Origin of the sequence: Neorhizobium turbinariae (genome assembly GCF_023223505.1) — a bacterium.
Classification (GTDB): Bacteria; Pseudomonadota; Alphaproteobacteria; order Rhizobiales; family Rhizobiaceae; genus Neorhizobium; species Neorhizobium turbinariae.
In genome coordinates this window covers 75,699-102,117 of the sequence record NZ_JALPRY010000006.1, presented here as the reverse complement: position 1 = coordinate 102,117, position 26,419 = coordinate 75,699, and the positions used below count along the sequence as shown (strand labels likewise).

The following is a 26,419-nucleotide window of genomic DNA, read 5'->3' as shown; positions in this document are numbered from 1 at the left end:
CGGCGGGAGGAAGGTAACGTCAACGGGAGGACTGAACATGAAACTTGCAAGGAAACTGATGATCGGCGTGGCACTGGCAGTCGCCGCCATGGCCAATGCTGCCAGCGCCGCTGACATGAAAATCGCACTGGTCGTGAAATCGCTCGGCAACGGCTTCTTCGAAGCGGCCAACAAGGGGGCGGAGGAAGCCGCCAAGGAACTCGGCGGGGTCGAGATCATCTATACCGGCCCGACCACGACAACCGCGGAAGGCCAGATCGAGGTGATCAATTCGCTGATCGCGCAGGGCGTGGATGCGATTGCTATCTCTGCCAACGACCCGGACGCCGTCATCCCGGCACTGAAGAAAGCCGCGCAGCGCGGCATCAAGGTGATCTCTTGGGACTCCGCAGTCGCCAAGGAAGGCCGCATCATGCACCTCAACCCGTCGTCGAACGAGTTGATCGGCAAGATGTGCCTGACGCTTGCCAAGAACCATCTGGAAGGTGGCCAGGGTGACTTCGCCATTCTTTCCGCCACCACCACCTCGACGAACCAGAACACTTGGATTGCCGAGATGAAGAAGCAATTGAATGATTTCCCCGGCCTCAACCTCGCCACGACCGTCTATGGTGACGATCTGGCCGACAAGTCTTACCGCGAGGCTCAGGGGCTCCTGAAGTCGCAGCCAAACGTCAAAGTCATTGTCGCACCGACCACCGTTGGCGTTCTGGCTGCCTCGCAAGCTGTGAAGGATGCCGGCATGATCGGAAAGGTCTACGTGACCGGGCTTGGCCTACCTTCCGAAATGGCCGGCGCCATCAAGTCGGGCGCGACGAAGGAGTTCGCGATCTGGAACCCGATTGATCTCGGTTACTCTGCCACCCAGATCGCCTACCACCTCGTGAAGGGTGATGCGGATGGCAAGCCGGGATCCGAGATTCAGGCAGGCCGCATGGGTACGATCAAGATCGGCGACGATGGCGAAGCAGCCATGGCGGATCCCTTCGTCTACAACGCTGAGAACATCGACCAGTTCTCAAAGATCTTCTGATCGGCACATTGTCGACGGTAGGCGGTGGAGACCCCTCATCCGCCTACCGGCACCTTCTCCCCGAGGGGAGAAGAACGTCTGAAGTTGCGGCAGCGAGAACAACGGCCACGCATGATGAACGGCGTTACCCAAGTCCAGGATAGCCCTCCTCGCCCGGCACCGCTGGTCGAAACTGCGCCGCTCCTGGAGATGCGCGGTATCAGCCAGATCTTCCCCGGGGTTAAGGCGCTGGATCAGGTAGATATCAAGCTCTACCCGGGCCAAGTCACGGCGCTCATCGGTGAAAACGGCGCCGGCAAATCGACTCTGGTGAAGATCCTGACCGGCATCTACCGCCCCAACGAGGGCGAAATCCTGGTTGACGGGCAGCCGGTCGTCTTCAGTGCCGCCCAGGCGGCCATTGATGCCGGTGTGACCGCTATTCACCAGGAAACCGTGCTCTTCGACGACCTCACCGTCGCCGAGAACATCTTTATCGGCCATGCGCCTCGCACACGGTTTGGCATGATCGACTGGAGCGCGATCAACAAGCGGTCGCGGGACCTGCTGCGGGCGCTCGAAAGCGACATCGACCCGACAATCCGCCTGCGCGATCTCTCGATCGCCCAGCGGCATCTCGTGGCGATTGCCCGGGCATTGTCGGTGGAAGCGCGCATCGTCATCATGGATGAACCAACCGCCGCCCTTTCCCGCAAGGAAATCGACGACCTCTTCCGCATCATCGAGGGCTTGAAGCGCCAAGGCAAGGCGATCCTGTTCATCAGCCACAAGTTTGACGAGATCTATGAGATCGCAGAGAACTTCGTCGTGTTCCGTGACGGACGCGCGGTCGGCCATGGAAAGCTGCGGGACACGAGCCAGCACGAGATTGTCCGGCTGATGGTCGGGCGCGACGTCAAGGATGTTTTCCCGAAGACCAAGGTCGAGATCGGGGCGCCGGTGCTCCAGGTACAAGGTTTTTCGCATCCGACGGAATTCCATAACATTTCCTTCGAGCTTCGCCGGGGCGAAATTCTCGGCATCTACGGCCTGATCGGCGCAGGCCGTTCGGAGCTTTGCCAGGCACTCTTCGGGGTCACACGTCCCTCCGGCGGCACCCTCACGCTCGAAGGCAGGCCGCTTCAGATCAGCTCGTCGGGAGACGCGATTCGCGCCGGCATCGTGTATGTCCCTGAGGAGCGGGGTCGCCACGGACTGGCACTGCCGATGCCGATCTTCCAGAACATGTCGCTTCCCTCGCTTTCCCGCACCTCGCGCGGCGGCTTCCTGAAGGCTGCAAACGAGCTGGCGCTCTCGCGAAGATACGCCGAGCGGCTTGATCTGCGCGCGGCTGCGCTTTCCGTGCCTGTCGGCACGCTTTCCGGCGGCAATCAGCAGAAGGTGGTGATCGGCAAATGGCTGGCCACCCAGCCGAAGGTCATCATTCTCGATGAGCCGACCAAAGGCATCGACATCGGCTCGAAGGCGGCGGTTCACGGGTTCATCAGTGAGCTCGCCTCAGAAGGCTTGTCGATCATCATGGTGTCCTCCGAGCTTCCGGAGATCCTCGGCATGTCCGATCGGGTGATGGTGATGCGCGAAGGCCTGATCGCCGGCATGTTCGGGCGCGAGCAGGCGACGGCGGAAACACTTGTGCGAGCGGCGACCGGCAATGCGTGAGGCCACATCATGAAAAAGCTGCTCAAAAACAGGGAATCCCTGCTTGTCATGATCATCGCGATCATGATTGCAGGCTTCGCCACCCGGGCACCCGGTTTTGCCGCGCCGGGCAATCTCGCCAACATCTTCAACGACACGTCGATCCTGATCATCCTGGCGCTCGGCCAGATGACCGTGATCCTGACAAAATCGATTGACCTCTCAGTCGCAGCCAACCTCGCCTTTACCGGCATGGCCGTTGCGATGACCAATGCTGCTTACCCGGACGTACCGCTAGCTCTGCTCATCGTCATGGCGATCGGCATCGGCGCCTTCCTGGGTGCGATCAACGGCTACCTCGTCTGGGCGCTGCAGATTCCGCCGATCGTGGTTACGCTCGGGACCCTCACGATCTATCGCGGCATGGCCTTCGTGCTTTCAGGCGGTGGCTGGGTGAACGCGCACCAGATGACCCAATCCTTCCTCAACGTTCCGCGCTTGCCGGTGCTTGGCCTGCCCATCCTGTCCTGGGTTGCGATCATCATCGTGGTCGGCGCCTGGTTCGTGATGACACGGCTGCCCTTCGGCCGCGCGGCTTACGCCTCTGGCGGCAATCCGACGGCGGCCGTTTATGCTGGGATCGACACCGGCAAGACGCGGTTCTTCGCCTTCATGCTCTCGGGAGCGCTGGCCGGCCTGTGCGGCTACCTTTGGGTTTCCCGCTACGCCGTCGCCTATGTCGACGTGGCCATCGGCTTCGAGCTGGATACTGTAGCCGCTTGTGTCATCGGGGGCATATCGATTGCCGGGGGCATCGGCTCTGTTGCGGGCGCCCTGCTTGGCGCTCTTTTCCTCGGTATCATCAAGAACGCGCTCCCGGTTATCGGTATCTCGCCATTCGCGCAGATGGCGATCTCCGGCGTCGTGATCGTACTCGCAGTCGTCTTCAATGCGCGTGCCGAACGCAAGGTCGGCCGCATCATCCTACGTGACCGAGCGGCACCGGAGGTGTCCCCATGAACGAAGCGGTTTCCACCAAACGCGTCATTCCCGATCGGCTCGGAAACAGAACCTCTCGTCTTCTTGCCAGCTGGGAGGTTCTGCTGTTCGGCGTGGCGGCGCTGATCTTCATCTTCAATGCACTCGCCTCCCCATACTTCCTGAACGCCTGGAACTTGTCAGACGCCACGTTCAATTTCACTGAGAAAGCCATGATCGCTTTCGCGATGGCGATGCTGGTGATCTCCGGCGAGATCGACCTGTCCGTTGCAGCGATCATCGCGCTAGCATCGACGGCCATGGGTGCGGCCGCTCAGATGGGCATCGGCACCCCGGGCCTTGTGGCGATCGGTCTGGGTATCGGTCTGGGCTGCGGCGCGGTGAACGGGCTGCTCGTCTCGGGCCTGAAGCTCCCCTCGATCGTGGTCACCATCGGCACAATGAGCCTCTTCCGTGGCATCTCCTATATTGTGCTGGGTGACCAGGCTTATGGCAAGTATCCTGAAAACTTCGCCTTCTTCGGGCAGGGTTATGTCGCCTGGGTATTTTCCTTCGAGTTCGTCCTGTTCGGGGTGCTGGCCGTCCTCTTCGCGATACTGTTGCATGCCACCAATTTCGGCCGCCAGGTCTTCGTCATCGGCAATAACGAGTTTGCTGCACGGTTTTCCGGCATCCCGGTTGAGCGCGTGAAGTTCATTCTCTTCCTGCTCACGGGCCTGATGTCCGGTGTCGCAGCCGTCTGCCTCACCTCTCGCCTTGGATCAACGCGCCCGTCAATTGCGCAAGGCTGGGAGCTCGAAGTCGTCACCATGGTGGTGCTTGGCGGCGTCTCCATCCTGGGCGGCGCGGGCACGATTGGTGGCGTGGTAATAGCCGCCTTCGTCATGGGGCTCGTGACCTTCGGCCTTGGGCTTCTCAACGTGCCGGGAATCGTGATGTCCATTTTTGTCGGCCTGCTGCTGATCATCACGATCGCCGTGCCGATCGTTGTCCGCCGTATCCGGGAGATGCGTTGATGACCACAGAGAAATACGCTTTCAAGATGAAGCTCAATCCTGGGATGGAGGCGGAGTATCGCAGGCGGCATGATGAAATCTGGCCGGAACTGGTGGATCTGCTCCACGGCGCCGGCGTCAGCGACTATTCGATCTACCTCGATCCGGAGTCCAACATACTGTTCGCCATCCTGAGCCGGCCCGCTGACCACGGCATGGGGAGCCTGCCAGAGCACCCGGTGATGAAGAAATGGTGGGCGCATATGGGCGACATCATGGAGACCAACCCGGATGGTTCCCCAGTAGCTAAGGATCTTGTGCCCGTCTTTCACCTGCCTTAAGCAACCAAACCCACAACAGTTGTTGACATCAAAACAACTGTTTGCCATGACGGTGGCAGTTCAACGAGTGCCCGTCATTGGAAGACCTTTCTCCTCAAGAGGCTGCCGTCCTCGCGATCATCAGAGACAATCCCTTTGCAGGTCAGCAGGAAATTGCTGACCAACTGAATGTTGCCCGATCGACGGTTGCGGCTCACATCGTGCAACTCATGCAGAAGGGCTACATCCTTGGCCGAGGCTACGTCGTGCCGACGGATGCCCGAGCGGTGTGCATTGGCGGTGCGGTGCTGGACCGAAAATATCGCGCCAAAGCGGATATTGTATTCGAGACGTCCAATCCCGCAGACAGCGTCCGTTCGATGGGTGGCGTGGCGCGCAACGTTGCCGAAAACCTCGCCCTGCTTGGCACCACGACGAGTTTCGTTTCGATTGTTGGGGACGATGATGGCGGGCACGCGCTGCTGAAATACATGCGCGACCGCGGCATCGATGTAAGCCAGGTTGTCACCTCCAAGGACCGGTCCACCGCCGAATATGTAGCAATCCTCGACATGAGGGGTGACCTCGTGCTCGGCATCGCCGACATGGGCATCTTCGACCTTCTGCTGCCGGCGCATTTTGATCGCATCTGGCCGCACCTCGCCGCCGCGAACTGGGTCTTCAGTGATACGAATCCGCCTGCCGAGACGCTTGCCGCCATCATCGCCAAACGCAAGCGCTCGCGCTTCAAACTGGCCATCGACGCCGTGTCGACACCGAAGGCTACCCGCCTCCCTGAGAATCTGAGCGGTATCGACCTTCTGTTCATGAATATCGACGAGGCCAATGCCGTCCTGCGGCGTGGCGCGGGCGATGCGATCACTGACCCGGAAGAAGCGGCCTTGGCATTGCAAGCGGCAGGCGCTGAAGAGGCGGTCGTCACGGTGGGGGCTCGCGGTATCGCTGTTGCCGGCAGAGAGGGCGGGCGAAGCTTCCCCGCCGTTCAAGCCACACCGGTGGACATGACCGGCGCGGGTGACGCCATGATCGCCGGGACGCTCCACCGCATCCTCCAAGGGGACGACATCTATCAGGCCGCCCGCACAGGCTCCCTCCTCGGCACGCTCACCACCGAAAGTCACGGCAGCGTCCATACCGAACTTTCCGAACACTTCCTGCAGGCCAATATGCACCGTCTCGTCGGCTGACTGGCCGGAACAACATCAAGGAATAGGCAGATGACCCTTCTAAAACCCAAGCTGAGCCGCGAAGTTGCCGATGCCGTTGCAAGCGGCGGCCCTGTTGTCGCTCTGGAATCAACGATCATCACCCACGGGATGCCTTATCCGGCAAACCTGGAGACCGCGCTGGGCGTCGAAGCCGTCATTCGTGAAAATGGCGCCGTGCCGGCGACCATTGCGGTCATCAATGGTGAACTGCGCGTCGGCCTCGAGCGCCATGAACTCGACGAACTTGCGCAAGCCAAGAACGTCGTGAAGGCGTCCGGTCGCGACATTGCCGTCGCGATGGTCAAGAAGCAGTCGGCGGGTACGACGGTTTCCGCCACGATGCTGCTTGCCGATCTTGCGGGCATCGACATTTTTGCAACCGGCGGCGTCGGTGGCGTACACCGCGGCGCTGAACAGACATTCGATATCTCTGCGGACCTGACGGAACTCGGCCGCACCAAGACCGCCGTCGTCTGCGCCGGCGTGAAGTCGATCCTCGATATCGCCAAGACGCTCGAATATCTGGAAACGCAGCGGGTGCCGGTGATCGCTTACGGCACCGAAGACTTTCCCGCCTTCTTCACGCGCGAGAGTGGCTACAAGGCCGACCACCGCCTCGACACGCCGGAAGAGATCGCGCAGGCCATGCACCTGCACCACAAGCTTGGCACCGGCACCGGCTTGATGATCGCCAACCCGATCCCTGAATCTGCGGCTCTGACGCATGAGTTCATCGACGGCACGATTGCTGATGCAGTCCGCGAGGCTGATGAAAAAGGCATCGGCCGCAAGGAGCTGACGCCCTTCCTGCTGGCGCGCATCAACGAGCTTTCAAATGGCGAAAGCCTCAAGGCCAATATCGAACTGGTGAAAAATAACGCCCGTTTGGCTGCACAGATGGCGGTGGCCTACGCCGCGATGAAGAAATCCGACCGCTGATCACGACCGAAAGAAATCGAGCGAGCCGACCCGTCGGCTCGCTCTGAACCATTAGCGGCGAAGACGCGACAGACGTTCTGTCAGAAGTGCGTAGAAACCATCGGCGTCCACATCACGTATGAAGGTCGCGTTCTTCGGCCTGTCGGTCACGCCCCACCAGTCCGTGACGGTCATGCCCCGGGTGAGCGGCGAGTTGACCTCGATCTCCACGTTGCAATGGCGGCCGGAATAAAGCTCCGGCTTCAAGAGGTAAGCGATCACGTTCGGGTCGTGCAGCGGGCCGCCGTCACTGCCGTATTTGGCAACATCGAAGCGCTCGAAATAGTCGAGCCAGCCGACAAGCACTTCAGCCAGTTGCCCTCCGATCGCCTTAAAGGCTTCGACCCGCGGACGCGTCGTCAGGGTCTTGTGGGTGACATCAAGCGGCATGACGACGATGGGCGCACCGGAAGCGAACACAACGGCAGCGGCCTCTGGATCAACGTAAATGTTGAACTCTGCGGCCGGGGTGATGTTGCCCCCTTCGAAACAACCGCCGCCCATCAGGACCACCCGCTTGATGCGGGTAGCGATCTCGGGCGCCTTGGTGATGGCCTGCCCGAGGTTGGTCATTGGGCCAAGGGTGCAGACCGTCACCGTTCCGGCAGGTTCCCGCATCAGGGTGTCGATGATGAAGTCTACGCCGTGCTGCTCCTGTAGCCGCATCGTCGGGTCGGGCAGGTCCGCGCCGTCCATGCCAGTTGCGCCATGGACGTACTCCGCCGTCACCAGCGGACCCGCCATCGGCTGGCTGCAGCCGGCAAAGACCTTCACGTCGGAGCGCCCGGCGAGTTCACAGACCTTGCGGATATTCACGGTGGTCAACGACAGCGGCACATTGCCGGCCGCCGCGACGATGCCGAGCACCTCAAGCTCCGGGCTAGCCAGCGCAAGAAGGATCGCCAAGGCATCATCCTGGCCCGGATCTGTGTCGATGATGATCTTTTCTACCATGAGGCTTACTCTATGTGATGTCTGCAATGCGCTGGTGGTGGGGCTGATCCCTACCCCAGCTACGAGCGCAGAGTCCAGTGCGGGACTTTGCGCCTGTCGCTTATCAGGCCGGGTCGAAGACACGGCCGGGATTGAGGATACCGTTCGGGTCATAGGCCCGTTTCAGCCGGCGCATCGCGTCGATTTCGGCGGCGCTGCGGACATAGGAGAGATAGTGTTTCTTGTCCGTGCCAACGCCGTGTTCGGCAGTCACACCGCCACCGACGTTAGCAATGCCCCGAAAGATGATGTCTGCCACGGCCGTATAGGCAATGGTCGACATGCAGTAGTGCAGGTTTCCATCGCCCATGTGCCCGAAGATATAGGTCTGGTTTTGCGGGTCGACCGCATCAATCGGTCCCTTCACGGCATCCAGGAACTCCTCCATCCGCCGGAGCGTAACGGAGATGTCAAAGCTGGTATGGACGTGGGCGCTATCCAGGAAGTCGTTGATTCCATCACGGATGGCCCAAAACGCTGCGGCATCGCGCAGGGAATTGGAGAGCACGACATCGGTCGCCAAGCCATCCTCCAGCGCCTGCGCAAGGGAGCCTTCGAAGCGCTCGTTATCCTGGTCGGGAGACTGACCCTGGATCTCGATCATCGCATACATCCCGGCGCCGATTTCGACCGGAGGCCGAATGCCCATGAAATGCACAGTCTTCTCGTAGGCATTCGGGAAGATTACCTCGAAGGCGGAGAGCAAGCCGGAAAGCTCCACTCGTAGCCTTGCCAGCAGTTCCCGTGCGGCAGCGAGCGACGGCAGCGCCACAAATGCGTTGCGCTCGATCTTCGGCTTCGGATGCAGCTTCAGGCAGGCGCGGGTGACGACGCCAATCGTGCCTTCGGTGCCGATAAAAAGCGGTGAAAGGTCGTAGCCGGAGTTGTCCTTCGCCAGCCCCTTCAGGGACGATACGATGGTCCCGTCCGCGAGAACGGCTTCCACGCCCAGCACCTGCGCGCGGTACATGCCATATCGCAACACGCGGATGCCGCCGGCATTGGTGCCGATATTGCCGCCGACTGTAGCAGAACCGCGAGCGCCTATATCCACGCCGAAATAGAGATTGGCCTCTTCGGCTGCGTGCTGAATGGTCTGCATTGGGGTCCCGGCGCCAGCAATCATGGTCTGTGCCGCCCGATCGATCGCCTCCACCCCGTTTATCCGCTCAAGCGATAGCGATATTTCACCCGTCTGCGGCCGGGAGGCACCGGACAGACCGGTGCGACCGCCCTGCACGACGATCGGTTGCCGCAGATCGTTTGCCAGACGCAGGATGGTGGAGACCTCTTCGGTCGTCTTGGGACGAAGGACTGCCAGCGGCACCGCACCACGTCCCGTCGCGTCGGCGGCATAGGCATCGAGAAGCGAGGGATCGAGCACGACTGCAGCAGGATCAAGCTTCTCCTGCAATTGCGCAAGCAAGGACCGCACTGGGTCCGGAAGAAGCTGATCCATCTGTTTGACCTCTTATCCACAATGCCATTCCCTGGCCGCGGCCAAACCCGAAGCGTGCTGAACCGTTGTGGATCTGCATTGGATGGGAGGGGCCGCCGACCGTGATGGCGCTACTCTTTGCCGAGTTTGGATCTCGTCCGCAAGCCGTCTATTTGACTGCGCCCGCCGTCATGCCGTTGATGAACTGGCGTGACAGGATGATGTAGATGATGATCACCGGCGCAGACGACAGCATCAGACCGGCGAAGAGCACGCCCCAGTCCGTCGTATACTCTCCCATGAAGGTGGTCAGGCCCTGCGGCAGGGTCTTGAGGTTGTCTTTCTGGATGAAGATCAGGGGGAAGAAGAAGTCGTTCCAGATCGGCACCAGGTTCTGGATGCCCGAGATCACCAGCGCTGGACGCACCAGCGGCAACATGACCGACCACATGATGCGGGGCTCGCTGGCCCCATCCATTCGCGCTGCGTCTTCCAACTCGTTCGGCAGCGTGCGGATGAACCCGGTCATGATGAAGACGGTCGTTGGCAGGCCCATCGCCACATAAATGACGATAAGCGACAACTGCGTGTTCAGGATCCCGAGGTCGCGCATCAGGATGAAGAGAGGGATAATCGCAAGCTTCAGGGGCAAGGTCAGCCCAGCGACGAAGAACATCAACACGAAGCCTGAACCGCGAAAGCGGTAACGCGCGATGGCATAGGCTGCCATGGTACCGAGCGTCAGAATGATGACGATGGAGGATCCGGTGACGATGACGGAGTTCAGGAGGTAACGAAGGAAGTTCGTCTGCGTCCAGATCTTCACGATATTCGTGACATTCGTGAAGTCCGGGAAAGAGAACGGCGACCGGAAGATCTGCGCGTTCGTCTTGAACGCCGCAAAGAACATGATCACCAGCGGCCCGAGCATCACGATCGTGTTGAGGATCAGGATGATCTGGATCAGTCCGTCGCGGCCGAGCGTCTGCAGCAGGCCTTTCCGATCGTAATAGGTTTCGGCGGTGCTCATATCTGGATCTCTCGGGCCCGCAGCCGGAAGGTGATGAAGCCTGCGACCACCGCGATGAACATGAAGATCAGAACCGCAAGGGCGCTACCGGCGCCAAAGTCCTGGCCGGAACCGGATTGGTCTCCAAAGGCGGTGCGGTAGAAATACAGACCGAGCACATCCGTTGCCTTGTGTGGCGAACCGTCGACACCGGCCATGATGTAAGGCAGTTCAAACCAGTTGAAGCTGCCGACGAAAAGCAGCGTGAAGACAATCGTCGCACTTGGCGCAACCAGCGGCCAGACGACCTTGCTGATCTTCACCCACTCGCTTTCCGTTTCCATCCGCACCGCATCTAGGATTTCGCCCGGGATGCGCTGCATGCCTGCGAGAAATACGAGGGTGGGGAACCCCACCATGTGCCAGGCATTGGCGATGATGAGCGCCCAGAGCGCCGTTCCCTCCTGACCGAGCCAGGGCTGCGCAAGCGACCCAAGGCCGGTGCCTCGCAGTGATATGTTTACGACGCCGAACAGCGGGTGCAGGAAGAGCTTCCACAGAAAGCCGACGATGATCGTCGACAGCACGACCGGCAGGAACACCGCGACGCGGTGGAAGGCAGCACCCGGAAGTTCGCGCCAAAGGAAATATGCAAGCAGGAAGCCGACCCCGTTCTGCAGCACCATCAGGGCGAAGAAGACGAGGACGTTGTTGAGGAAGGCGTTCACCGTCCAGTCGGCATAGGGCTGGGTGAACAGAACCTTGTAGAAATTCGCAAAACCGACGAATTCGCCCCGCGCCAGGCCATGCCACTGGAAGAAGGCATAAGCAAAGGCGGAAATGATCGGATAAACGACGAACAGGGCGACAAAAGCCAGTGGCGGCACGATCAGCGCCGTTATCCAAAGTCGCCGCGCCAGCAGGGGTGATCCGTGCATCAAGAACTCTTCGGGTTCGGGACGGGTGGCGACCGCGTTCCGACCGCCACCGCCTGCATCATTTCTTGAAGGGCTCGTACCAGGCAGCAAGACCGGTCGTCAGGTTCTTGCCGACTTCTTCCGGCGTCGCCTTGTCGCTCAGGAGCTTCTGGATCTCGCCCTGCAACAGAACCGAGCCCGACGGTTCGCCGAAGCGGAAGTGCACCAGCATGATGTAGGGGATCGAGTTCTTGTTGAGTTCGGCAACCTCCGCCAACAGCGGATCCTTGAAGCTTACGCCGGGAACAGCCGAGATGTTGTTCAGCTCGTCGGCGAACATCTGGCCGAACTCCTGGCTCGCCAGGAAGTTGACGAACTTCAGCGCGGCTTCCTTGTGTTGCGTCTTGGCGTTGACCGCATAACCACCGTCGAAATATTGCGCGACCAGCTTCTCATCGTCCGCCTTCATGCCGGGCATGGCGAAGATGCCCATCTTGATGTCCGGGTTCTGCTTCTTGAAGTTCGCCAGTTCATAGGAACCGCCGACGAACATGCCGGCCATGCCGGATGCAAAGAGCTGCTGCGACGATGCATAATCGAGGCCGATGAAGCCATCCGGGAAATACTTGGTGATCTCCTTGAGCTTGGCGAGCGCTTCGACATAACGCTTGTCGGTGAAATCAGCCTTTCCGGCCATCAGGTCGTCGTAGAAGCCGCGGCCCATCAGCGTCGATGCGATGCCGCCGACCATGACCTCGTTCTGCCAAGCGGTCGCCGTACCGTTGCCGAATGGCATGATGCCCGCGCCCTTCAGCTTCTCCGACGCCTGCACGAGTTCATCCCATGTTTCAGGCTCCTTCAGGCCGTTCGCGTCGAAGATGTCCTTGTTGTAGATGACAAGCATCGTCTGGCTGGCAAAGGGTACCGCATAGGTTACCTTGGTGGAGCGCATGGTCTCGGCGGCAATCGCGGCGGGAGCGAAGCTCTCAAGCGCCGGCACGTTGGACTTGTCGAGCGGCAGCAGGTAACCAGCATTGGCGACGTTTTCCAGACCGCCATAGGCGCGGGCAAATAGGACATCTGGTCCCGATCCACCGGCGAGTGCCGTCGAGAGGATGGTGTTGTAGTTGGTGGCTTCGAAAGTTTCGAATTTCACCGTGATGCCAGGGTTCTTTTCTTCGAACGCCTTGATGAACTTTTCGTATTGGGCCTTGTCCTCCTGGCGCCAGCTCCAGAAGCTGAGCTCCTGGGCCCAGGCCGGCATGCTCACTCCCAGCGCGCTGAGCGCCACGATGCCGCTCAAAATCAACTTCTTCATCGTGTTCCTTCCTCTCTCATTTTATCGGGAGACAATTCCCGTTCAGGCCGCCAACCTCTCCCTGGTCGACCGGCTGAAATAATGTACGGCATCCGGCAAAACCTGCACGACGACGGGCGTATCGGGCGCGAGCTCGACCGTGTCTGCGGCGCGTATGCTGACCAGGGTGCCGTCGCCCAGGCGCACATAGATAAAGGTGTTGTCACCGAGATACTCGGTGTAGATCACGCTTCCCTTGAAGCCTTCGGCAGCCAGATCCGTCGTGATGGTCAGCGAGTCCGGGCGAACGCCCAGAACGAGATCCCGTTCGTCGATCTGCGGAAGCCGCGTCAACGACAGTGACCCTGAGCCCGGAAGACCGAGCCTGTTCCCCTGGCGCTCGACGTCCAGGAGAGCCATGCGGGGCGAACCAATGAAGGCCGCCACGAAGGTGTTGGCAGGACGCTCGTACAGCTCACGGGGGCTGCCGAACTGCTCCACACGGCCGTTGTTCATGACCACGATCCGATCGGCGAGCGTCATCGCCTCGACCTGGTCGTGGGTCACGTAGATCGTCGTCCCCTGGATGTCGCGATGCAGCTTGGCGATCTCGAGCCGAACATCCGAACGTAGTGCCGCGTCAAGGTTGGAAAGCGGTTCATCCAGCAGGAGCAACTGCGGCTTGCGCACAAGCGCCCGCCCGATCGCCACGCGCTGGCGCTGTCCGCCTGAAAGCTCGCGCGGCTTGCGCTTCAGCAACTCCCCCAGCCTCAACATCTGCGCGGCGTCTGCGATTCGCCGTTCGATCTCGGCCTTGTCCAGACCCATCAGGCGAACGCCGAAAGCCATGTTTTCGTAGACGTCCATGTGCGGGTAAAGCGCATAGGACTGGAACACCATGGCGATGCCGCGGCGCGACGGTGCGATCTCGTTCATGCGCCGACCGTTCATGCGGAACTCGCCGGCGCTGATCGTATCGAGACCCGCGATCAGCCTCAGCAGCGTGGACTTTCCGCACCCCGACGGGCCGACGAATACGATGAATTCCTTGTCCTTGATTTCGAGATCTATGCCATGAAGCACCTCGACCGGGCCGAACCCCTTCTTGATCCCGCTCAAACTCAACTGAGCCATGTGCAAATCCCTGATCGGCCCCAGTCTGCATGAGGGGTGTCTACAGAGACCCTATTCGATTATTCCAAGCTGTCAATTCGCGGCGGAATTTTCTATTCTATCGCCGAGGGAGGGGCTTGTAGGGGGCGCGGCTTAGGTCGTTTGCATGATCGATGGCCTTGCGTAGCAGTTGCATGAGTTGCGCAGCTTCGGTCTGGCTCAGCCCACGCAACATCATCTGTTGCGCAGCTTCTACGGCGGGCGTGACACCTGCAAGTACCTCCTCACCCCGAGCGGTCAACGTAAGTTCGCGCGAACGCCGGTCACGGCTGCTCGCAGTGCGGATGATCAATCCCTTCTCCACCAAGCGGTCAACGACGCCGGTGATTGTCGTGCGGTCGTAGGCGATGAGGCCGGCGAGTGTGATCTGGTCGATTTCGGGGTGAAGCTTGATCGCCGACAGCGCAGCATATTGCACCGGCGTCAGATCGTAACCGGCCGCTGTTGTTTCCGACAGAAAGACCGCCGTCGCAATCTGCTGGAAGCGACGCGCCAGGTGTCCCGGCATCTCATCATTCGACTTCACCTTCACCTGAACCTCCGTCCGGCACGGTGCGAATTGACAGTATAATGATCTTCAGTATGCTGATCAACATTGAGGAGAAGGTCATATGCAGTTTCATCTTGATGGGTACCAGCCGGGGGACCCGGAAATCCTGGACCCGAACGCCCGCACGGTATCGACGGCAACCCAAGGCCCGCTTCCGACGGAGGTCGATGTGCTGATCGTCGGGTGCGGGCCGGCAGGGCTGACACTCGCGGCGCAGCTTTCCGCCTTCCCGGACATCAAAACCTGCATCGTTGACCAGAAGCCCGGCCCGCTTCTTCGCGGCCAGGCGGACGGTATTGCCTGCCGGACGATGGAAATGTTTGAAGCCTTCGGCTTTGCAGAAAGGGTGCTCAAGGAGTCCTACTGGGTCAATGAAACCTCCTTCTGGAGACCGAACGAAGCCGTGCCGGGCACGATCACGCGAAGCGGCCGGATCTACGACACCGAAGACGGTTTGTCCGAGTTCCCTCACGTCATCCTCAACCAGGCGCGGGTGCACGACTTCTTCCTCGACGTGATGCGCAAGTCGAAAACCCAGCTTGAGCCACACTACAATCGGCAGTTCCATGACCTGACGGTTGACAGGTCGGAGAGTGCGGGCAGCCATCCGGTCACGGTGACCCTCCAGCGCAGCGGCGAGGCCGGCAGCGAAACGGAAATCGTGCGAGCCCGGTATGTCGTTGGTTGCGATGGTGCCCGCAGCAAGGTGCGCAAGTCGATCGGTCAGACGTTGCATGGCGATTCTGCCAACCATGCCTGGGGCGTCATGGACGTGCTGGCGGTCACTGATTTCCCGGATATCCGGCTGAAGGCGCTGATCCAGTCCGCTGGCGAAGGCAGCATCGTCCTCATCCCGCGGGAAGGCGGATATCTGGTTCGCATCTATGTCGAACTGGACAAGCTGAGCGAAGGGCAACGCGCTGGTAACCTGGACATCAATGCCGACTACCTGATCGCCGCCGCGCAGCTTATTCTCAAGCCCTACAGCCTTGATGTGAAGGAGGTTGCCTGGTGGTCGGTCTACGAGATCGGCCAGCGGTTGTGCGACCGATTTGATGATGTGCCACAAGATCAGGCCGTGAGCCTAATCCCGCGCGTCTTTATCGCCGGCGACGCCTGCCACACGCACAGCCCGAAGGCTGGGCAGGGCATGAACGTTTCCATGCAGGACAGTTTCAATCTCGGCTGGAAACTGGCATCGGTCCTCAAGGAGCAGAGCGAGCCTTCGCTTCTGGCAACCTATTCGACTGAGCGCCAGGCTATCGCCAAGGAGTTGATCGAATTCGACCGCGAATGGGCACGCATGCTCAGCGCCTCATCCGCAGGGTCCGTCGACCCCGCAAAGACACAGGATTATTTCGTGCGCCATGGCCGTTATACCGCCGGCACCGCGACGCGTTACCAACCCTCCGTTCTGACGGAGGACGGAGAATATCAGCATCTGGCGCTAGGTTTTCCGATCGGGATGCGCTTCCACTCGGCGCCCGTGATCAGGTTGTCGGATGGCAAGCCAATGCAGCTTGGCCATACCATAAAGGCTGACGGACGCTGGCGCCTCTTCCTGTTTGCGGGGGCAGAAGAACCCTTCGTGGCCGGCTCTGCGCTTCAAGCGACGATCGCTTTTCTCTCCGGCGACCCCTCGTCGCCGCTTAAGAAGTTCACCAAAGACGGCAACGACCCGGATTCGGTCATCGATGTGCGGGCCGTCCTGCAGCAACCCCACCGCGACCTGAAGGTCGAGGATGTACCGCCTCTCCTGCTTCCGCCGAAGGGCCGCTACGGCTTGCGCGACTACGAAAAGGTCTTCTGCCCGGACTACAAGGGCGGCAACGACGTCTTTGAGATGCGCGGTATCGATCGCGCTGCCGGGTGCATCGTGGTTGCCCGACCGGACCAGTATGTCGCGACTGTATTGCCGATGGACGCCCATCAGCGGCTAAGCGCCTTCTTCGACGGCTTCATGAGATCCGTCGCCTGACCGATCTCAATTGGAGCTAACGCTCAAGCGACCTGGACCAAATGCCCTTCCGAAACCTCCCGGTACTGCCGGACGGGCGGCCGGTAGTCCAGTTTACGAACCGGGCTCTTAAGTTCGTCGTTGGTGATCCCGCGGCGAATGCCGCGACGTGCCGGATCAGGCACAGGGACGGCTGACATCAGCTTCTTTGTATAGGGATGCTGCGGGTTCTCGAAGACGGCAGCCCGCGGCCCGATTTCGACAATTTCGCCAAGGTACATCACCGCAACGCGGTGGCTAACACGTTCCACGACGGCCATGTCGTGGGAGATGAACAGGAAGGCGAGGTTGAGGCTCTGCTGCAGGTCGAGAAGCAGGTTGCAGACCTGCGCCTTGATCGACACATCAAGTGCCGAGACGCTCTCATCCGCCACGATCACCTTGGGATCGAGCGCAAGCGCGCGAGCAATGGCAATGCGCTGGCGCTGACCGCCGGAAAACTCGTGCGGGTAGCGGCTGGCCATATCAGCGGAAAGCCCGACCTTCTCGAGAAGGTCGGCGGTCTTTTCCTTGGCCTGTTTCGCCGTTCCAAGCTTATGCTTGATGAATGGCTCGGAGATCGCAGTGCCCACCGACATGCGCGGATTGAGCGAGGAGAACGGGTCCTGGAAGATCATCTGCACGGACTTGCGCATGCTGCGCAGTTCGGCGGGCTGCAGCTTCAGTACATCATGGCCGTCCAGCAGGATTTCGCCGCTGGTAGGCTGCACAAGGCGCATGATCGAACGGCCCGTCGTGGATTTGCCACAGCCCGACTCCCCGACGAGCGACAGGGTCTCTCCCTGAAACAGGTCGAAGGAGATGTCTTCCACGGCGTGAACCGCGCCGGTCTGGCGCGACAAGAGCCCAGAATGGATTGGGAAGCGGGTGACGAGGTTCTTGACCTTGAGCACCGGCGCCTTCTCCGCCGCCACAGTTCCGGAAACCTCGATCGGCTCTTCCGCCGTGCCGGTCTTCATGTCGACGATCGGGAAACGGGTCGGCCATTTGTGGTTCTGCATCGAACCCAGCTTTGGCACGGCCGAAAGCAGCGCGCGCGTATACGGATGTTGGCCCCGGTTGAAGATGTCTTCGGTCGGGCCGGTCTCCACCTGCTCGCCACGGAACATGACGATCGTGCGATCAGCAATCTCGGCCACCACGCCCATGTCGTGGGTAATGAACAGAACCGACATCCCCTCCTCTTCCTGAAGAATCTTGATGAGATCGAGGATCTGCCCCTGGATCGTCACATCGAGCGCGGTGGTCGGTTCGTCGGCGATGAGCAACTTCGGCTTCGACGCCAGGGCCATCGCGATCATCACGCGCTGGCGCATGCCACCGGAGAACTGATGCGGGTATTCGTTAAAGCGCGACGAAGCGTTCGGGATGCGCACCTTTTCGAGAAGCCGGACCGTTTCCGCGCGGGCGTCGGTCTTGGACATGCCCTTGTGGCGCGTCAGCACCTCGGAGATCTGCCGCCCGATCGTGAATATCGGGTTCAGCGACGTCATGGGCTCCTGGAAGATCATTGAGGCTTCGTTGCCTCGGATCTCGCGCATCTGCTTGTCGGTGAGCTTGGTCAGGTCACGCCCGTTGAGGATGATCTCGCCTTCAATTCGGCTCGACATAGGCGCAAGAAGCCGCATGATCGACAGTGAGGTCACGCTCTTTCCCGAACCCGATTCACCGACGATCGCGACCGTCTCCCCCTGACGAACATCAAAAGAGACGCCACGGACGACGCTTTTCCAACGCCCGTCCACGAGGAAGGACGTGGTCAGGTTCTTTACCGAAAGAATGGGTGCATCACTCATAGGAGCATCTCTCATCATGCCTTAGGCGGGGTGGCAAAGGACGCCGATGGACGCCCCTGCTCTTGGCGGGCGGCTTCCAGAGCTGCGATCCGCTCATCGATGACGCGCCGATCCGTCACGCCGTGGGGGTTCTCCCGGGTCGGCATTGTCTCGGCCACATGTAGGAAACGTTCCTGCGCAACGGCGTAAAGTCGTCGCAGCTCGACAAGCGGTTCTGCGTGATCATCCGCATGGATACGCAGCCACGGATAATCCTGGTCTCGGTAGATGACGATCGCTGCGGACTGGCGTCCGCGCTTGTCGCCACCGGCGGCTTCGCCGGCATCCATCGCATCCAACAACCGATCCGCGAGCGGGGCTCCATATGCAGCCCGTTCATTGTAAACCTTCAGGGTTTCCTCGATCACCTGCGGCCCAGCGAGCATGTTGCCGGCAACCGAAACATTGCTGTCAACAAGGTGTCCGGCCCACGGCACGCAGATCTCACCGGTAAAGGCGGCGTTTCGGCCAGAAGCATCGATGAGATGCATCTGGCGCTGACGGTGGCCGTCATCGCGCAAGGTCAACGTCCTGATGACCTCTTCAGGGGCAAGCCCTTCTTCGAGCATCTTCAGACCGTCTGTTCCATACAGAGGGCTCACGAAGGCCTGCGTTGCAACAGCCCCTACCCTTCCCTTGATATGCGGCACCGCGCAGCCGACGGCAAAGAACCGGCTGGCGACCGCTACACCCAAGTACCCTGTTTCAGGATCCCGCGCGACAATCGACCAAGTCATGGATCAACGTCCGATCGCGTAGGCTTGCATGAGCCGCGGCGTTGCAGCAGCACGAAGCAAGCCATTGGCATCGCGTTTTGCGGCCGTCAGGCGACCTACCGTCCACGGATCAGCAACCGTGACCTTGTGTCCGCGACGGCGCAGCTCGCCAAGCGATGCTTCTCCGATGTTGCTTTCCACCATGATCTCGCCCGGCGAGCTGGTTCGCGGGTAGAAAGAACCCGGGAAGTGCGAGGTGTGGAACAGCGGCATGTCGATCGTGGCCTGAAGGTTCTTGCCGTGGTGGACATATCGCAGGAAGAAAGGCAGTTGCCACTGATCCTGCTGGTCGCCGCCCGGCGTGCCGAACACCATCGACGGCTTGCCCTGATGCAGGGCGAGCGACGGCGTGAGCGTCGTGCGCGGACGCTTGCCTGGTGCCAGCGAGGTCGGCAGGCCTTCTTTCAACCAAAACATCTGAGCGCGCGAGTTCAGCGCGAAACCCAGTCCCGGCACGATCGGCGAGGACTGCAGCCAGCCGCCGGACGGCGTGGTCGACACCATATTGCCCCAGCGGTCGATGACATCGATATGAACCGTATCGCCCTTCTTTTCAGTCAGGTGGGCCATCGTCGGTTCATAGACCGCGCCCGTGCCGCTCATTTCGGCAAGCATCGCCATCGTTGCATCGACCTGACGCTCGTAACCGGGAACCACGCCCGGCCGCAGGTCGAGCGAAGCGTTTTCGCTGATCAGCTTGCGGCGCTCGTTGTTGTAGGCATCCGATAGCAGGTATTCCGTTGGGATCTGCCCGAATTCCGGATCGCCGTAATAGACCTCGCGGTCGGCGTAGGCGAGTTTCATGGCCTCCACGACGGCATGGACGAAGTCCGGACCCGACGGATCCATGGAGCTCAGGTCGATACCCTTCAGCAGGGCAAGCGATTGCAAGAGAACGGGCCCCTGCCCCCAGGCCGGCGTCTTCGCCACCGTCCAGTCGAGGTAGTCGTAAGTTTGCGGAGCCTCTACAGTCGCGCGCCAATTCGCCATGTCGTCGGCCGTCAGCACGCCCTTGTGCTTGGTCCCGCTCGCGTCCATGACTTCAGCGGTTTTCAAATAGCGGTCGATCGCTTCTGCGACGAACCCACGGTAGAAGGCGTCGCGTGCGGCTTCGATCTGATCCTCGCGCGATGCCTTTGCTTCGGACTCAGAAACAATGCGCTTCCAAGTCTCGGCCAGGACCGGGTTCTTGAAGTTGCCGTGAGGTTCAGGCGCCACACCGCCCGGCAGCCAAGTCTCATAGGAGGTTGGCCATTCCTTCTGGAAAAAGTCGGCGAGATCCTTGATGGTTGCCGAGACGCGCGGCAGCGCCGGATGCCCCTGCTCCGCGTAGTAGATGGCAGGCTCCAAAACTTCGCGCACGCTCATGGTGCCGTAGTCGCGCAGCATCAGCATCCAACCGTCAAATGCGCCGGGAATGACCGTTGCGAGGAGACCGTCGCCCGGGATGAGCTTCAGGCCTTCCCCTGTGTAATGTTCGATGGTCGCACCTGCCGGGGCCGGACCCTGGGCGCAAATGACTTCAACCTTGTCCTTCTTCTTCGAATAGAACACGGCCGGCATGTCGCCGCCCGGTCCGCAAAGATGAGGCTCGACGATCTGCAGCACGAAACCCGTGGCAACGGCGGCATCGAAAGCGTTGCCACCCTTTTCAAGGATGGCCATGCCGACGGCAGACGCAATCCAGTGGGTGGACGTAACGACGCCAAAGGTGCCCAGTATCTCAGGCCGCGTGGTGAAATCGGTCATTCTGATAGAGTCCTTGTAAAAAGAGTGTTTCGCAATCAGGCTTCGCGCGGGTCGAGCGCATCCCGCAGCCCGTCACCGAGCAGGTTAAATCCGATCACGACGAGGAAGATGGCGAGCCCCGGCCACATGGCCATCCAGGGCGCTTGGCTGAGGAAGTTCTTCGCGACGTTCAGCATTGAACCCCAGCTTGGAGCAGGAGCCTGCTGTCCGAGGCCCAGGAAGGAAAGGCTGGCCTCCGCGATAATCGCCGTCGCGACCGTAAGCGTCGCCTGGACGATGATCGGGGCGAAGACGTTCGGCAGGATGTAGCGGGACATGATGTCGAAATGGCCAAGACCGATGGAGCGCGCTCCTTCGACATAGTCTTCCGTCTTCACCGCCAGCACCTGACCGCGGGTGAGCCGCACGAAAATCGGCATGGCAGAAAGACCGATCGCGATCATCGCATTCATCAGGCTTGGGCCGAGAAAGGCGGCGAGCGCGATGGCGGTTATCAGGAACGGCATGGCCAGAAGAGCCTCGGTGATGCGCTGGATCACCTGGTCGATCCAGCCGCCGAAGTAACCTGAGAGCAAGCCGAAGGGGACGCCGATCGCCACGGCAATTGCGACCGAGATGACGCCAGCCATCAAAGATGCACGGGCGCCCCAGATCATCCGCGACAGGATATCCCGTCCGAGATCGTCCGTGCCAAGCCAGTGTGCTCCCGATGGCGCCTTGCGCAGTGCCGACCAGCTTGTCGCGACCGGATCGGGAATAGGCAGAAGGGGCGCGGCAACGGCGAGCACCGCAAAGAAAGCGATGATGAACAACCCGGCCATCGAGCCGCGGTTTGCGCGCATCTTGCGCCATGCGCGGCTCTTCTGCCGCGGTTCAGGGATCGGGGCTGTCTGTTCGATGACGGTCATAGGCTTGCCCTCAGGCGCGGGTTGAGGAGTGCGTAAAGCACGTCGGCAATCAAGTTCATCAGGATGAAGCCGATTGCCGTGCACATGACGATGCCCTGCACGACTGCGTAGTCGCGAGTGAAGACGGCATCGACGGTGAGCTTGCCAAAACCTGGGATGGTGAAGATCTGCTCGGTCAATACGGCGCCGGCGAGCAGTTCGCCAAACAGCAGCGCCGAGAGCGTGACGATCGGCAGCAGCGCGTTACGGAAGCTATGGCTGAGAATGACCTGTCGCGGCGACAGACCCTTGGCCCGCGCCGTACGGATATAGTCGGAGCTCAATACTCCGAGCATCGCTGAGCGGGTGTGACGCATCAGCTGGGCAGCCAGTGCCGTCGACAGGACGAAGGCCGGCATGATCATGGTCTTGATCGACCGGACCGGATCCACGAAAATGGATTCATACCCGGATGCAGGCAGCCAGCCGAGGTTCACCGACACCAGCAGGATCAACATGATGCCCAGCCAGAAGTTCGGGACGGACAAGCCTGACAGGGCGATCAGGTTGGAGATGTAGTCGAGCGTGCGGTTCTTGTAGACCGCCGCCAGGATGCCTGTCGGGATGCCAATCAGGAGCGCAAAGATCATCGCCATTACGGCGAGCTGGACTGTGACGGGCAGCTTCTGCCCGATGAGTTCGAGCACCGGCTGGTTGGTTCGGAGCGATACGCCAAAGTCACCGACGAGGATGCCGCCGACCCAGCGGACATATTGTGTCACCACCGGTTCGTTCAGATGGTACTTTTCGCGCAACATCTCGATGGTTGCCGGATCACGATCCTCACCGGCCATGGCGAGAACAGGATCGCCCGGCAGGAGTTTCTGCAGCGAAAAGACGAAGATCGAGATGATCAGCAAAGTCGGAATCGCGACCAGCAGCCGCTTGCCGATGTAGACAGGCATGACATCGCCCCCTTGTTGGTGAGGCCGCGCAGAACCTGCCGCGCGGCCTCTGGTACGCTTACTTCTTCGAAACGCCGAGCAGGCGGATCATGCCATCCGGCGAAGGCTTCCAGCCTTCGACCTTGTTCGAGACGCCGTATGCGTAGGGCTGGTGGCCGAGGTAGATGATCGGCAGCTCGTCGTCGAGGATGACGCTTGCTGCGTCGTACTTTTCCTTGCGGACCTTGTCGTCGGTCGAAGCGCGGGCTTCATCAAGAAGCTTGTCGACTTCCGGGTTGCAATACTTCATGTCGTTCAGGCCTGCCTTGCAGGTCATGAACTGGTGGATGTTGCCATCCGGATCGACACGGCCCGACCAGTCGGAACGGCTCAACTGGTAGTTGCCGGCGGTCTGCTCGGAAAGCAGCGTTGCAAACTCGGTCGCCTTCAGCGTGACGTTGAAGCCTGCCTCGGCAACCATCGACTGGACGACCTGCATCATCTGCGTCTGCATGGTGTTGTTAGCGTGCTGCAGCTCAACATCGAGCGTCTCGTAGCCAGCTTCCTTCATCAGTTGCTTGGCTTTCTCGATGTCGCGTGCCGGAACCGGGATTTCCTTGTTGTACCATGGGCTGGTCGGCGGATAGGGCTGGTTGCCCGCCATAGCTGTGCCTTCGAAAACGATCTGGCTGATCGCTTCGCGGTCGATCGCGAGCGAGAATGCCTGACGCAGGCGCTTGTCCTTGCCCATCGGATTGTCCGCACGAGCACCATTGCCCACATTGACGTAGACGCCCATGTTGCCCGGGCCGATGACGTCAGCATAGGTGAGGTTCGGATCGTTCTTGACGGACTCGGCATCGGATGCAGCAATACGCTCGGCGATGTCGAGATCACCGGAACGCAGGTTGGCGAGCTTTACCGTGGTGTCCGGGATCGGCAGGTAGGTTACCTTGTCCACAAGGACCTTGTCCTTGTCCCAATAGTCAGCGAACTTCTCGAGCACGATGCGGTCCTGCTGGATGCGCTCGACGAACTTGAACGGACCTGCGCAAACCGGCTTGGAGCCGAAGTTCGCGCCGAGCTCCTTGGCGGCCTTCGGGGCGACAATCATGCCGGCGCGGTCAGAAAGCTGCGCGAGCAGCGTGACGTCCGGGGACTTCAGGGTGAACTTGACTTCCAGCGGGCCGGTTGCCTCGACCTTTTCCACCGACGACAGCTCGCTCTTGCGGCGCGACTCCGGCATCGTCATGTTGCGTTCGATCGTTGCAACGACGGCGGCAGCGTCCAAGTCCTCACCATCGTGGAACTTGACGCCTTCGCGGATCTTCATCGTCAGGACCTTGGCGCCCTCAGACCATTCCCACTCGGTGGCGAGCTGCGGCACGATCTTCATGTCCTGGTCAATGTCGACTAGCTTGTCGCACATCGCTGTATAGACGATACGGCCGACAAAGGAGCGCGACTGCGCCGGGTCCAGAACGTCCGCATCGTCGTTGATGCCGATGCGCAGTTCAGAAGACATTGCCGGGAATGCCATGAAGGCACCGGCGAGCAATGCCGCGGTTAGAGTTGAAAGTCTGCTCATGTTCAATCCTCTGGTTGGTGTTAGTAAAGGTTACAATCTGAACACCGGTGAACAGCTCCTAAGATGCTGTTCGCAGGCTAGTCTCCTCGCTGAATTCGTGCACGTGATCCCCATCGGCGGATGACGTTGCCCGGATCAGGTTTGCTTGAAGCATCAGCAGATGCTGCCGCATCGCTTCACCCGCTTTCGCTGGATCTTTTGCGGCGATGGCGTCCACAATAGCATTGTGTTGGCGAAGATACTCCCCTGCCCCCGTTCCCGCGCCGCGGGCACGTTCACGGATCGCCTGCCAGGCATCATCCTGTCGGATTCGGTTGACGACGTCGAAGATCGACAGGAAGAGCTGGTTGCCTGCACTTTGTGCGATCTGCCGGTGGAGCGCACCATCCCAGAGCTCCTTGGCATCGGCATCGATGCTCGCATCGGCTTTCTCGATAAGCTTTCGCATGCGGTCCACTTCCGCAGGCTTGGCACGCATGGCCGCCAACTGTGCAAGTTGCGGCTCGATCCGCAGCCGGACCTCCATGATTTCCATGATATCGGTGCCGGCAATCAATGCATCGACATGGTCGCTCCAGCTATTCGGCCGCTCGCCCAAGAAAGTCCCCGCACCCTGCCGGCGCCAGATCAACCCCTCGGATTCAAGTACCTCAAGTGCACGGCGGATAGCTCGCCGCCCGACATTGAGCATTTCCGCAAGAGCCCGTTCCGTCGGAAGCCGTCCTTGTGCTGCAAAAGTCTCCGAGCGGATGACCTCGCGCAGCTTCTCAAGAGCATAATACGAGTTCTCGTGCGGCGGCTCCGGCAGGGCGGGAGAATGAACCATTGTGCGAACCAATTACCAATTGGTCCACAGTCACGACATTTTCTTGCCCTCGTCAAGTCACTTCTTATGCAAAAGTGTCGTCTTCTCAAGAAATGCGCAGCACCTACGCACTGCCTTGAATGTGGCTGTGAGGCAAAAGGTCGACATGGGAAAAGCCACCAGATTACGCGTCCAAGCTGATTCGTTAGTCGAATCAGGATGTTGATGCTGACTCGTAAAACGGGTCCGGACCGATAGGCTAAGTGTTTGATTTAAGATTCATTTCGACTCGGAACCATAGCGATACTGATTCGATTGACTCGCATTGGTTGTGTCAGGAGTGCGAGTAAATGGTCTCACCGAGAGCGAATTGGAAGGGCTTCATCAAGTTTGGAGAAGTCGCATGTCCCGTAGCTCTCTATACGGCGGCCTCCTCGTCTGACCGCATCACCTTTAATACGCTCAACCGGACCACTGGTAACCGTGTCCAGCGGGAGTTCGTTGATAGCGAAAGCGGTCGCACGGTCAGCCGTGAGGACCAGGTGAAAGGCTATGAGATCGAGAATGGCCAGTACATCATTCTGGAACCGGAGGAAGTGGCAGCGACAGTTCCCTCCAGCGACAAGACGCTGAGCATTGAAGCTTTCATCCCCTGCAGCGAGGTAGACGACGTCTATTTGGACAAACCCTATTACCTCGCGCCCGACAAGATGGGCGCTGATGCCTACAAGCTTCTCCGCGATGGGATGAAGAGGGCCAAGGTGGCGGCAATTGCCAAGACCGTTCTGTTTCGCAGGTTGCGTACCGTGCTGATCCGTCCGCATGGCAAGGGACTGATCGCGACGACGCTGAACTTCGATTACGAGGTGCGTTCGTCAGCCAAGGCATTGGATGACATTCCCGACATGAAGATCGAAGGCGAGATGCTCGAACTCGCCAAACACATCATCAACACGAAGGCGGGCGAATTCGACACCCGGGCCTTTGACGACCGCTACGAGAAAGCTGTTGCAGAACTGGTGAAGGCAAAGCTGGAAGGCCGGACCCTGCCGAAGCGCAAGGCCGCGCCGAAGCCCAAGACAAGCGACCTGTTGGAAGCCTTGCGGGAAAGCGCCGGCGTTGTTGCCGCCCGACCAAAACCTGCACCCGCCACCCGCAACCGCGGCGCGGCACGAGGCAAAACCGCAGCAGTGGCCAAGGGAAGCAAGACGACGAGCGCGCAGCAGCGCCGAGCCGGTTGATAGGAGGC

General features: G+C 60.3%; 23 protein-coding genes. 9 read left to right on the top strand and 14 right to left on the bottom strand.

The features are described from left to right. The first annotated feature begins 37 nt into the window (after positions 1-37). The 7 genes from rhaS (at position 38) to M0654_RS04875 (ending at position 7,153) form a co-directional block, all read left to right on the top strand. A complete protein-coding gene (gene rhaS / locus M0654_RS04905; protein WP_118852217.1) occupies positions 38-1,033 on the top strand; it encodes a rhamnose ABC transporter substrate-binding protein in 996 nt (331 codons plus the stop codon). A gap of 189 nt (positions 1,034-1,222) precedes the next feature. Continuing rightward, the gene (locus tag M0654_RS04900) at positions 1,223-2,692 is read left to right on the top strand and encodes a sugar ABC transporter ATP-binding protein (RefSeq protein WP_248682097.1); all 1,470 of its coding nucleotides are present in this window, start codon (positions 1,223-1,225) and stop codon (positions 2,690-2,692) included. A 9-nt stretch (positions 2,693-2,701) separates the two neighbouring features. After that, positions 2,702-3,691 (top strand): ABC transporter permease, encoded by a 990-nt coding sequence (locus M0654_RS04895; RefSeq protein ID WP_248682079.1) that lies wholly within the window; start codon positions 2,702-2,704, stop codon positions 3,689-3,691. Continuing rightward, complete coding sequence (locus M0654_RS04890; RefSeq protein WP_248682078.1) at positions 3,688-4,686, top strand: ABC transporter permease; 999 nt, start codon at positions 3,688-3,690, stop codon at positions 4,684-4,686. The genes M0654_RS04895 and M0654_RS04890 overlap by 4 nt, the downstream gene beginning before the upstream one ends. Further along, complete coding sequence (gene rhaM / locus M0654_RS04885) at positions 4,686-5,006, top strand: L-rhamnose mutarotase (RefSeq protein ID WP_248682077.1); 321 nt, start codon at positions 4,686-4,688, stop codon at positions 5,004-5,006. Before M0654_RS04890 ends, rhaM begins: the two co-directional genes overlap by 1 nt. Positions 5,007-5,083: 77 nt before the next feature. Further along, complete coding sequence (locus M0654_RS04880) at positions 5,084-6,193, top strand: PfkB family carbohydrate kinase (protein ID WP_248682076.1); 1,110 nt, start codon at positions 5,084-5,086, stop codon at positions 6,191-6,193. A 30-nt stretch (positions 6,194-6,223) separates the two neighbouring features. Continuing rightward, positions 6,224-7,153: a pseudouridine-5'-phosphate glycosidase gene (locus M0654_RS04875; RefSeq protein ID WP_248682075.1), complete on the top strand. Its 930-nt coding sequence runs from the start codon at positions 6,224-6,226 to the stop codon at positions 7,151-7,153. A gap of 51 nt (positions 7,154-7,204) precedes the next feature. Here the strand turns inward: M0654_RS04875 and M0654_RS04870 are convergent, their stop codons facing one another. The 7 genes from M0654_RS04870 to M0654_RS04840 form a co-directional block, all read right to left on the bottom strand. After that, on the bottom strand, positions 7,205-8,146 hold the full coding sequence (locus M0654_RS04870) for a nucleoside hydrolase (protein WP_248682074.1): 942 nt from the start codon (positions 8,144-8,146) through the stop codon (positions 7,205-7,207). Positions 8,147-8,249: 103 nt separating this feature from the next. Continuing rightward, positions 8,250-9,644, bottom strand: a complete 1,395-nt coding sequence (locus M0654_RS04865) for an FAD-binding oxidoreductase (protein WP_248682073.1) — start codon at positions 9,642-9,644, stop codon at positions 8,250-8,252. Positions 9,645-9,792: 148 nt separating this feature from the next. Continuing rightward, positions 9,793-10,653, bottom strand: coding sequence for a carbohydrate ABC transporter permease (locus M0654_RS04860; protein WP_248682072.1), 861 nt, complete (start codon positions 10,651-10,653; stop codon positions 9,793-9,795). Further along, the gene (locus tag M0654_RS04855; RefSeq protein WP_248682071.1) at positions 10,650-11,570 is read right to left on the bottom strand and encodes a carbohydrate ABC transporter permease; all 921 of its coding nucleotides are present in this window, start codon (positions 11,568-11,570) and stop codon (positions 10,650-10,652) included. The genes M0654_RS04860 and M0654_RS04855 overlap by 4 nt, the downstream gene beginning before the upstream one ends. Before the next feature lie 58 nt (positions 11,571-11,628). Beyond that, on the bottom strand, positions 11,629-12,867 hold the full coding sequence (locus tag M0654_RS04850) for an extracellular solute-binding protein (RefSeq protein WP_248682070.1): 1,239 nt from the start codon (positions 12,865-12,867) through the stop codon (positions 11,629-11,631). Positions 12,868-12,909: 42 nt separating this feature from the next. Next, positions 12,910-13,980 carry an ABC transporter ATP-binding protein gene (locus M0654_RS04845; protein ID WP_248682069.1) on the bottom strand — a complete coding sequence of 357 codons (1,071 nt, stop codon included), beginning with the start codon at positions 13,978-13,980 and terminating at the stop codon, positions 12,910-12,912. 97 nt (positions 13,981-14,077) lie between these two features. Beyond that, complete coding sequence (locus M0654_RS04840; protein WP_248682096.1) at positions 14,078-14,527, bottom strand: MarR family winged helix-turn-helix transcriptional regulator; 450 nt, start codon at positions 14,525-14,527, stop codon at positions 14,078-14,080. Positions 14,528-14,630: 103 nt separating this feature from the next. On the opposite strand from M0654_RS04840, the gene M0654_RS04835 reads away from it, so the two are divergent. After that, positions 14,631-16,547 carry an FAD-binding monooxygenase gene (locus M0654_RS04835; protein ID WP_248682068.1) on the top strand — a complete coding sequence of 639 codons (1,917 nt, stop codon included), beginning with the start codon at positions 14,631-14,633 and terminating at the stop codon, positions 16,545-16,547. A gap of 23 nt (positions 16,548-16,570) precedes the next feature. Here M0654_RS04835 and M0654_RS04830 read toward each other — a convergent pair whose 3' ends face one another. From M0654_RS04830 to M0654_RS04800, 7 genes are read right to left on the bottom strand one after another with little or no spacing between them, the layout of a single operon-like run. Then, positions 16,571-18,382, bottom strand: coding sequence for an ABC transporter ATP-binding protein (locus tag M0654_RS04830; RefSeq protein ID WP_248682067.1), 1,812 nt, complete (start codon positions 18,380-18,382; stop codon positions 16,571-16,573). Between the two features lie 14 nt (positions 18,383-18,396). After that, entirely contained in the window at positions 18,397-19,158 is a 762-nt protein-coding gene (locus M0654_RS04825; RefSeq protein ID WP_248682066.1) for a DUF1028 domain-containing protein, read from the bottom strand. A gap of 3 nt (positions 19,159-19,161) precedes the next feature. Continuing rightward, on the bottom strand, positions 19,162-20,946 hold the full coding sequence (locus M0654_RS04820; protein ID WP_248682065.1) for a gamma-glutamyltransferase family protein: 1,785 nt from the start codon (positions 20,944-20,946) through the stop codon (positions 19,162-19,164). A gap of 35 nt (positions 20,947-20,981) precedes the next feature. Then, positions 20,982-21,854 carry an ABC transporter permease gene (locus M0654_RS04815; RefSeq protein ID WP_248682064.1) on the bottom strand — a complete coding sequence of 291 codons (873 nt, stop codon included), beginning with the start codon at positions 21,852-21,854 and terminating at the stop codon, positions 20,982-20,984. Beyond that, entirely contained in the window at positions 21,851-22,798 is a 948-nt protein-coding gene (locus M0654_RS04810; protein WP_118852201.1) for an ABC transporter permease, read from the bottom strand. Before M0654_RS04810 ends, M0654_RS04815 begins: the two co-directional genes overlap by 4 nt. Positions 22,799-22,856: 58 nt before the next feature. Further along, positions 22,857-24,365, bottom strand: a complete 1,509-nt coding sequence (locus tag M0654_RS04805; RefSeq protein ID WP_248682063.1) for an ABC transporter substrate-binding protein — start codon at positions 24,363-24,365, stop codon at positions 22,857-22,859. A 58-nt stretch (positions 24,366-24,423) separates the two neighbouring features. Next, positions 24,424-25,191, bottom strand: a complete 768-nt coding sequence (locus M0654_RS04800) for a FadR/GntR family transcriptional regulator (protein WP_248682062.1) — start codon at positions 25,189-25,191, stop codon at positions 24,424-24,426. A 329-nt stretch (positions 25,192-25,520) separates the two neighbouring features. Between M0654_RS04800 and ku the strand changes: the two genes are divergently transcribed. After that, complete coding sequence (ku, locus tag M0654_RS04795) at positions 25,521-26,411, top strand: non-homologous end joining protein Ku (protein ID WP_248682061.1); 891 nt, start codon at positions 25,521-25,523, stop codon at positions 26,409-26,411. The last annotated feature ends 8 nt before the right edge of the window (positions 26,412-26,419 follow it).

What these genes read in the sequence shown, in the direction of transcription:
- M0654_RS04890 (WP_248682078.1), top strand. Translation starts at nt 3,688, where the DNA reads ATGAACGAAGCGGTTTCCACCAAACGCGTCATTCCCGATCGGCTCGGA.
- M0654_RS04840 (WP_248682096.1), bottom strand. Translation starts at nt 14,527, where the DNA reads ATGCCGGGACACCTGGCGCGTCGCTTCCAGCAGATTGCGACGGCGGTC.
- M0654_RS04810 (WP_118852201.1), bottom strand. Translation starts at nt 22,798, where the DNA reads ATGCCTGTCTACATCGGCAAGCGGCTGCTGGTCGCGATTCCGACTTTG.
- M0654_RS04815 (WP_248682064.1), bottom strand. Translation starts at nt 21,854, where the DNA reads ATGACCGTCATCGAACAGACAGCCCCGATCCCTGAACCGCGGCAGAAG.
- M0654_RS04865 (WP_248682073.1), bottom strand. Translation starts at nt 9,644, where the DNA reads ATGGATCAGCTTCTTCCGGACCCAGTGCGGTCCTTGCTTGCGCAATTG.
- M0654_RS04855 (WP_248682071.1), bottom strand. Translation starts at nt 11,570, where the DNA reads ATGCACGGATCACCCCTGCTGGCGCGGCGACTTTGGATAACGGCGCTG.
- M0654_RS04850 (WP_248682070.1), bottom strand. Translation starts at nt 12,867, where the DNA reads ATGAAGAAGTTGATTTTGAGCGGCATCGTGGCGCTCAGCGCGCTGGGA.
- ku (WP_248682061.1), top strand. Translation starts at nt 25,521, where the DNA reads ATGGTCTCACCGAGAGCGAATTGGAAGGGCTTCATCAAGTTTGGAGAA.
- M0654_RS04900 (WP_248682097.1), top strand. Translation starts at nt 1,223, where the DNA reads ATGCGCGGTATCAGCCAGATCTTCCCCGGGGTTAAGGCGCTGGATCAG.
- M0654_RS04830 (WP_248682067.1), bottom strand. Translation starts at nt 18,382, where the DNA reads ATGAGTGATGCACCCATTCTTTCGGTAAAGAACCTGACCACGTCCTTC.
- M0654_RS04800 (WP_248682062.1), bottom strand. Translation starts at nt 25,191, where the DNA reads ATGGTTCATTCTCCCGCCCTGCCGGAGCCGCCGCACGAGAACTCGTAT.
- M0654_RS04825 (WP_248682066.1), bottom strand. Translation starts at nt 19,158, where the DNA reads ATGACTTGGTCGATTGTCGCGCGGGATCCTGAAACAGGGTACTTGGGT.
- M0654_RS04845 (WP_248682069.1), bottom strand. Translation starts at nt 13,980, where the DNA reads ATGGCTCAGTTGAGTTTGAGCGGGATCAAGAAGGGGTTCGGCCCGGTC.
- M0654_RS04835 (WP_248682068.1), top strand. Translation starts at nt 14,631, where the DNA reads ATGCAGTTTCATCTTGATGGGTACCAGCCGGGGGACCCGGAAATCCTG.
- M0654_RS04875 (WP_248682075.1), top strand. Translation starts at nt 6,224, where the DNA reads ATGACCCTTCTAAAACCCAAGCTGAGCCGCGAAGTTGCCGATGCCGTT.
- M0654_RS04870 (WP_248682074.1), bottom strand. Translation starts at nt 8,146, where the DNA reads ATGGTAGAAAAGATCATCATCGACACAGATCCGGGCCAGGATGATGCC.
- M0654_RS04805 (WP_248682063.1), bottom strand. Translation starts at nt 24,365, where the DNA reads ATGAGCAGACTTTCAACTCTAACCGCGGCATTGCTCGCCGGTGCCTTC.
- M0654_RS04820 (WP_248682065.1), bottom strand. Translation starts at nt 20,946, where the DNA reads ATGACCGATTTCACCACGCGGCCTGAGATACTGGGCACCTTTGGCGTC.
- M0654_RS04860 (WP_248682072.1), bottom strand. Translation starts at nt 10,653, where the DNA reads ATGAGCACCGCCGAAACCTATTACGATCGGAAAGGCCTGCTGCAGACG.
- M0654_RS04895 (WP_248682079.1), top strand. Translation starts at nt 2,702, where the DNA reads ATGAAAAAGCTGCTCAAAAACAGGGAATCCCTGCTTGTCATGATCATC.
- rhaS (WP_118852217.1), top strand. Translation starts at nt 38, where the DNA reads ATGAAACTTGCAAGGAAACTGATGATCGGCGTGGCACTGGCAGTCGCC.
- rhaM (WP_248682077.1), top strand. Translation starts at nt 4,686, where the DNA reads ATGACCACAGAGAAATACGCTTTCAAGATGAAGCTCAATCCTGGGATG.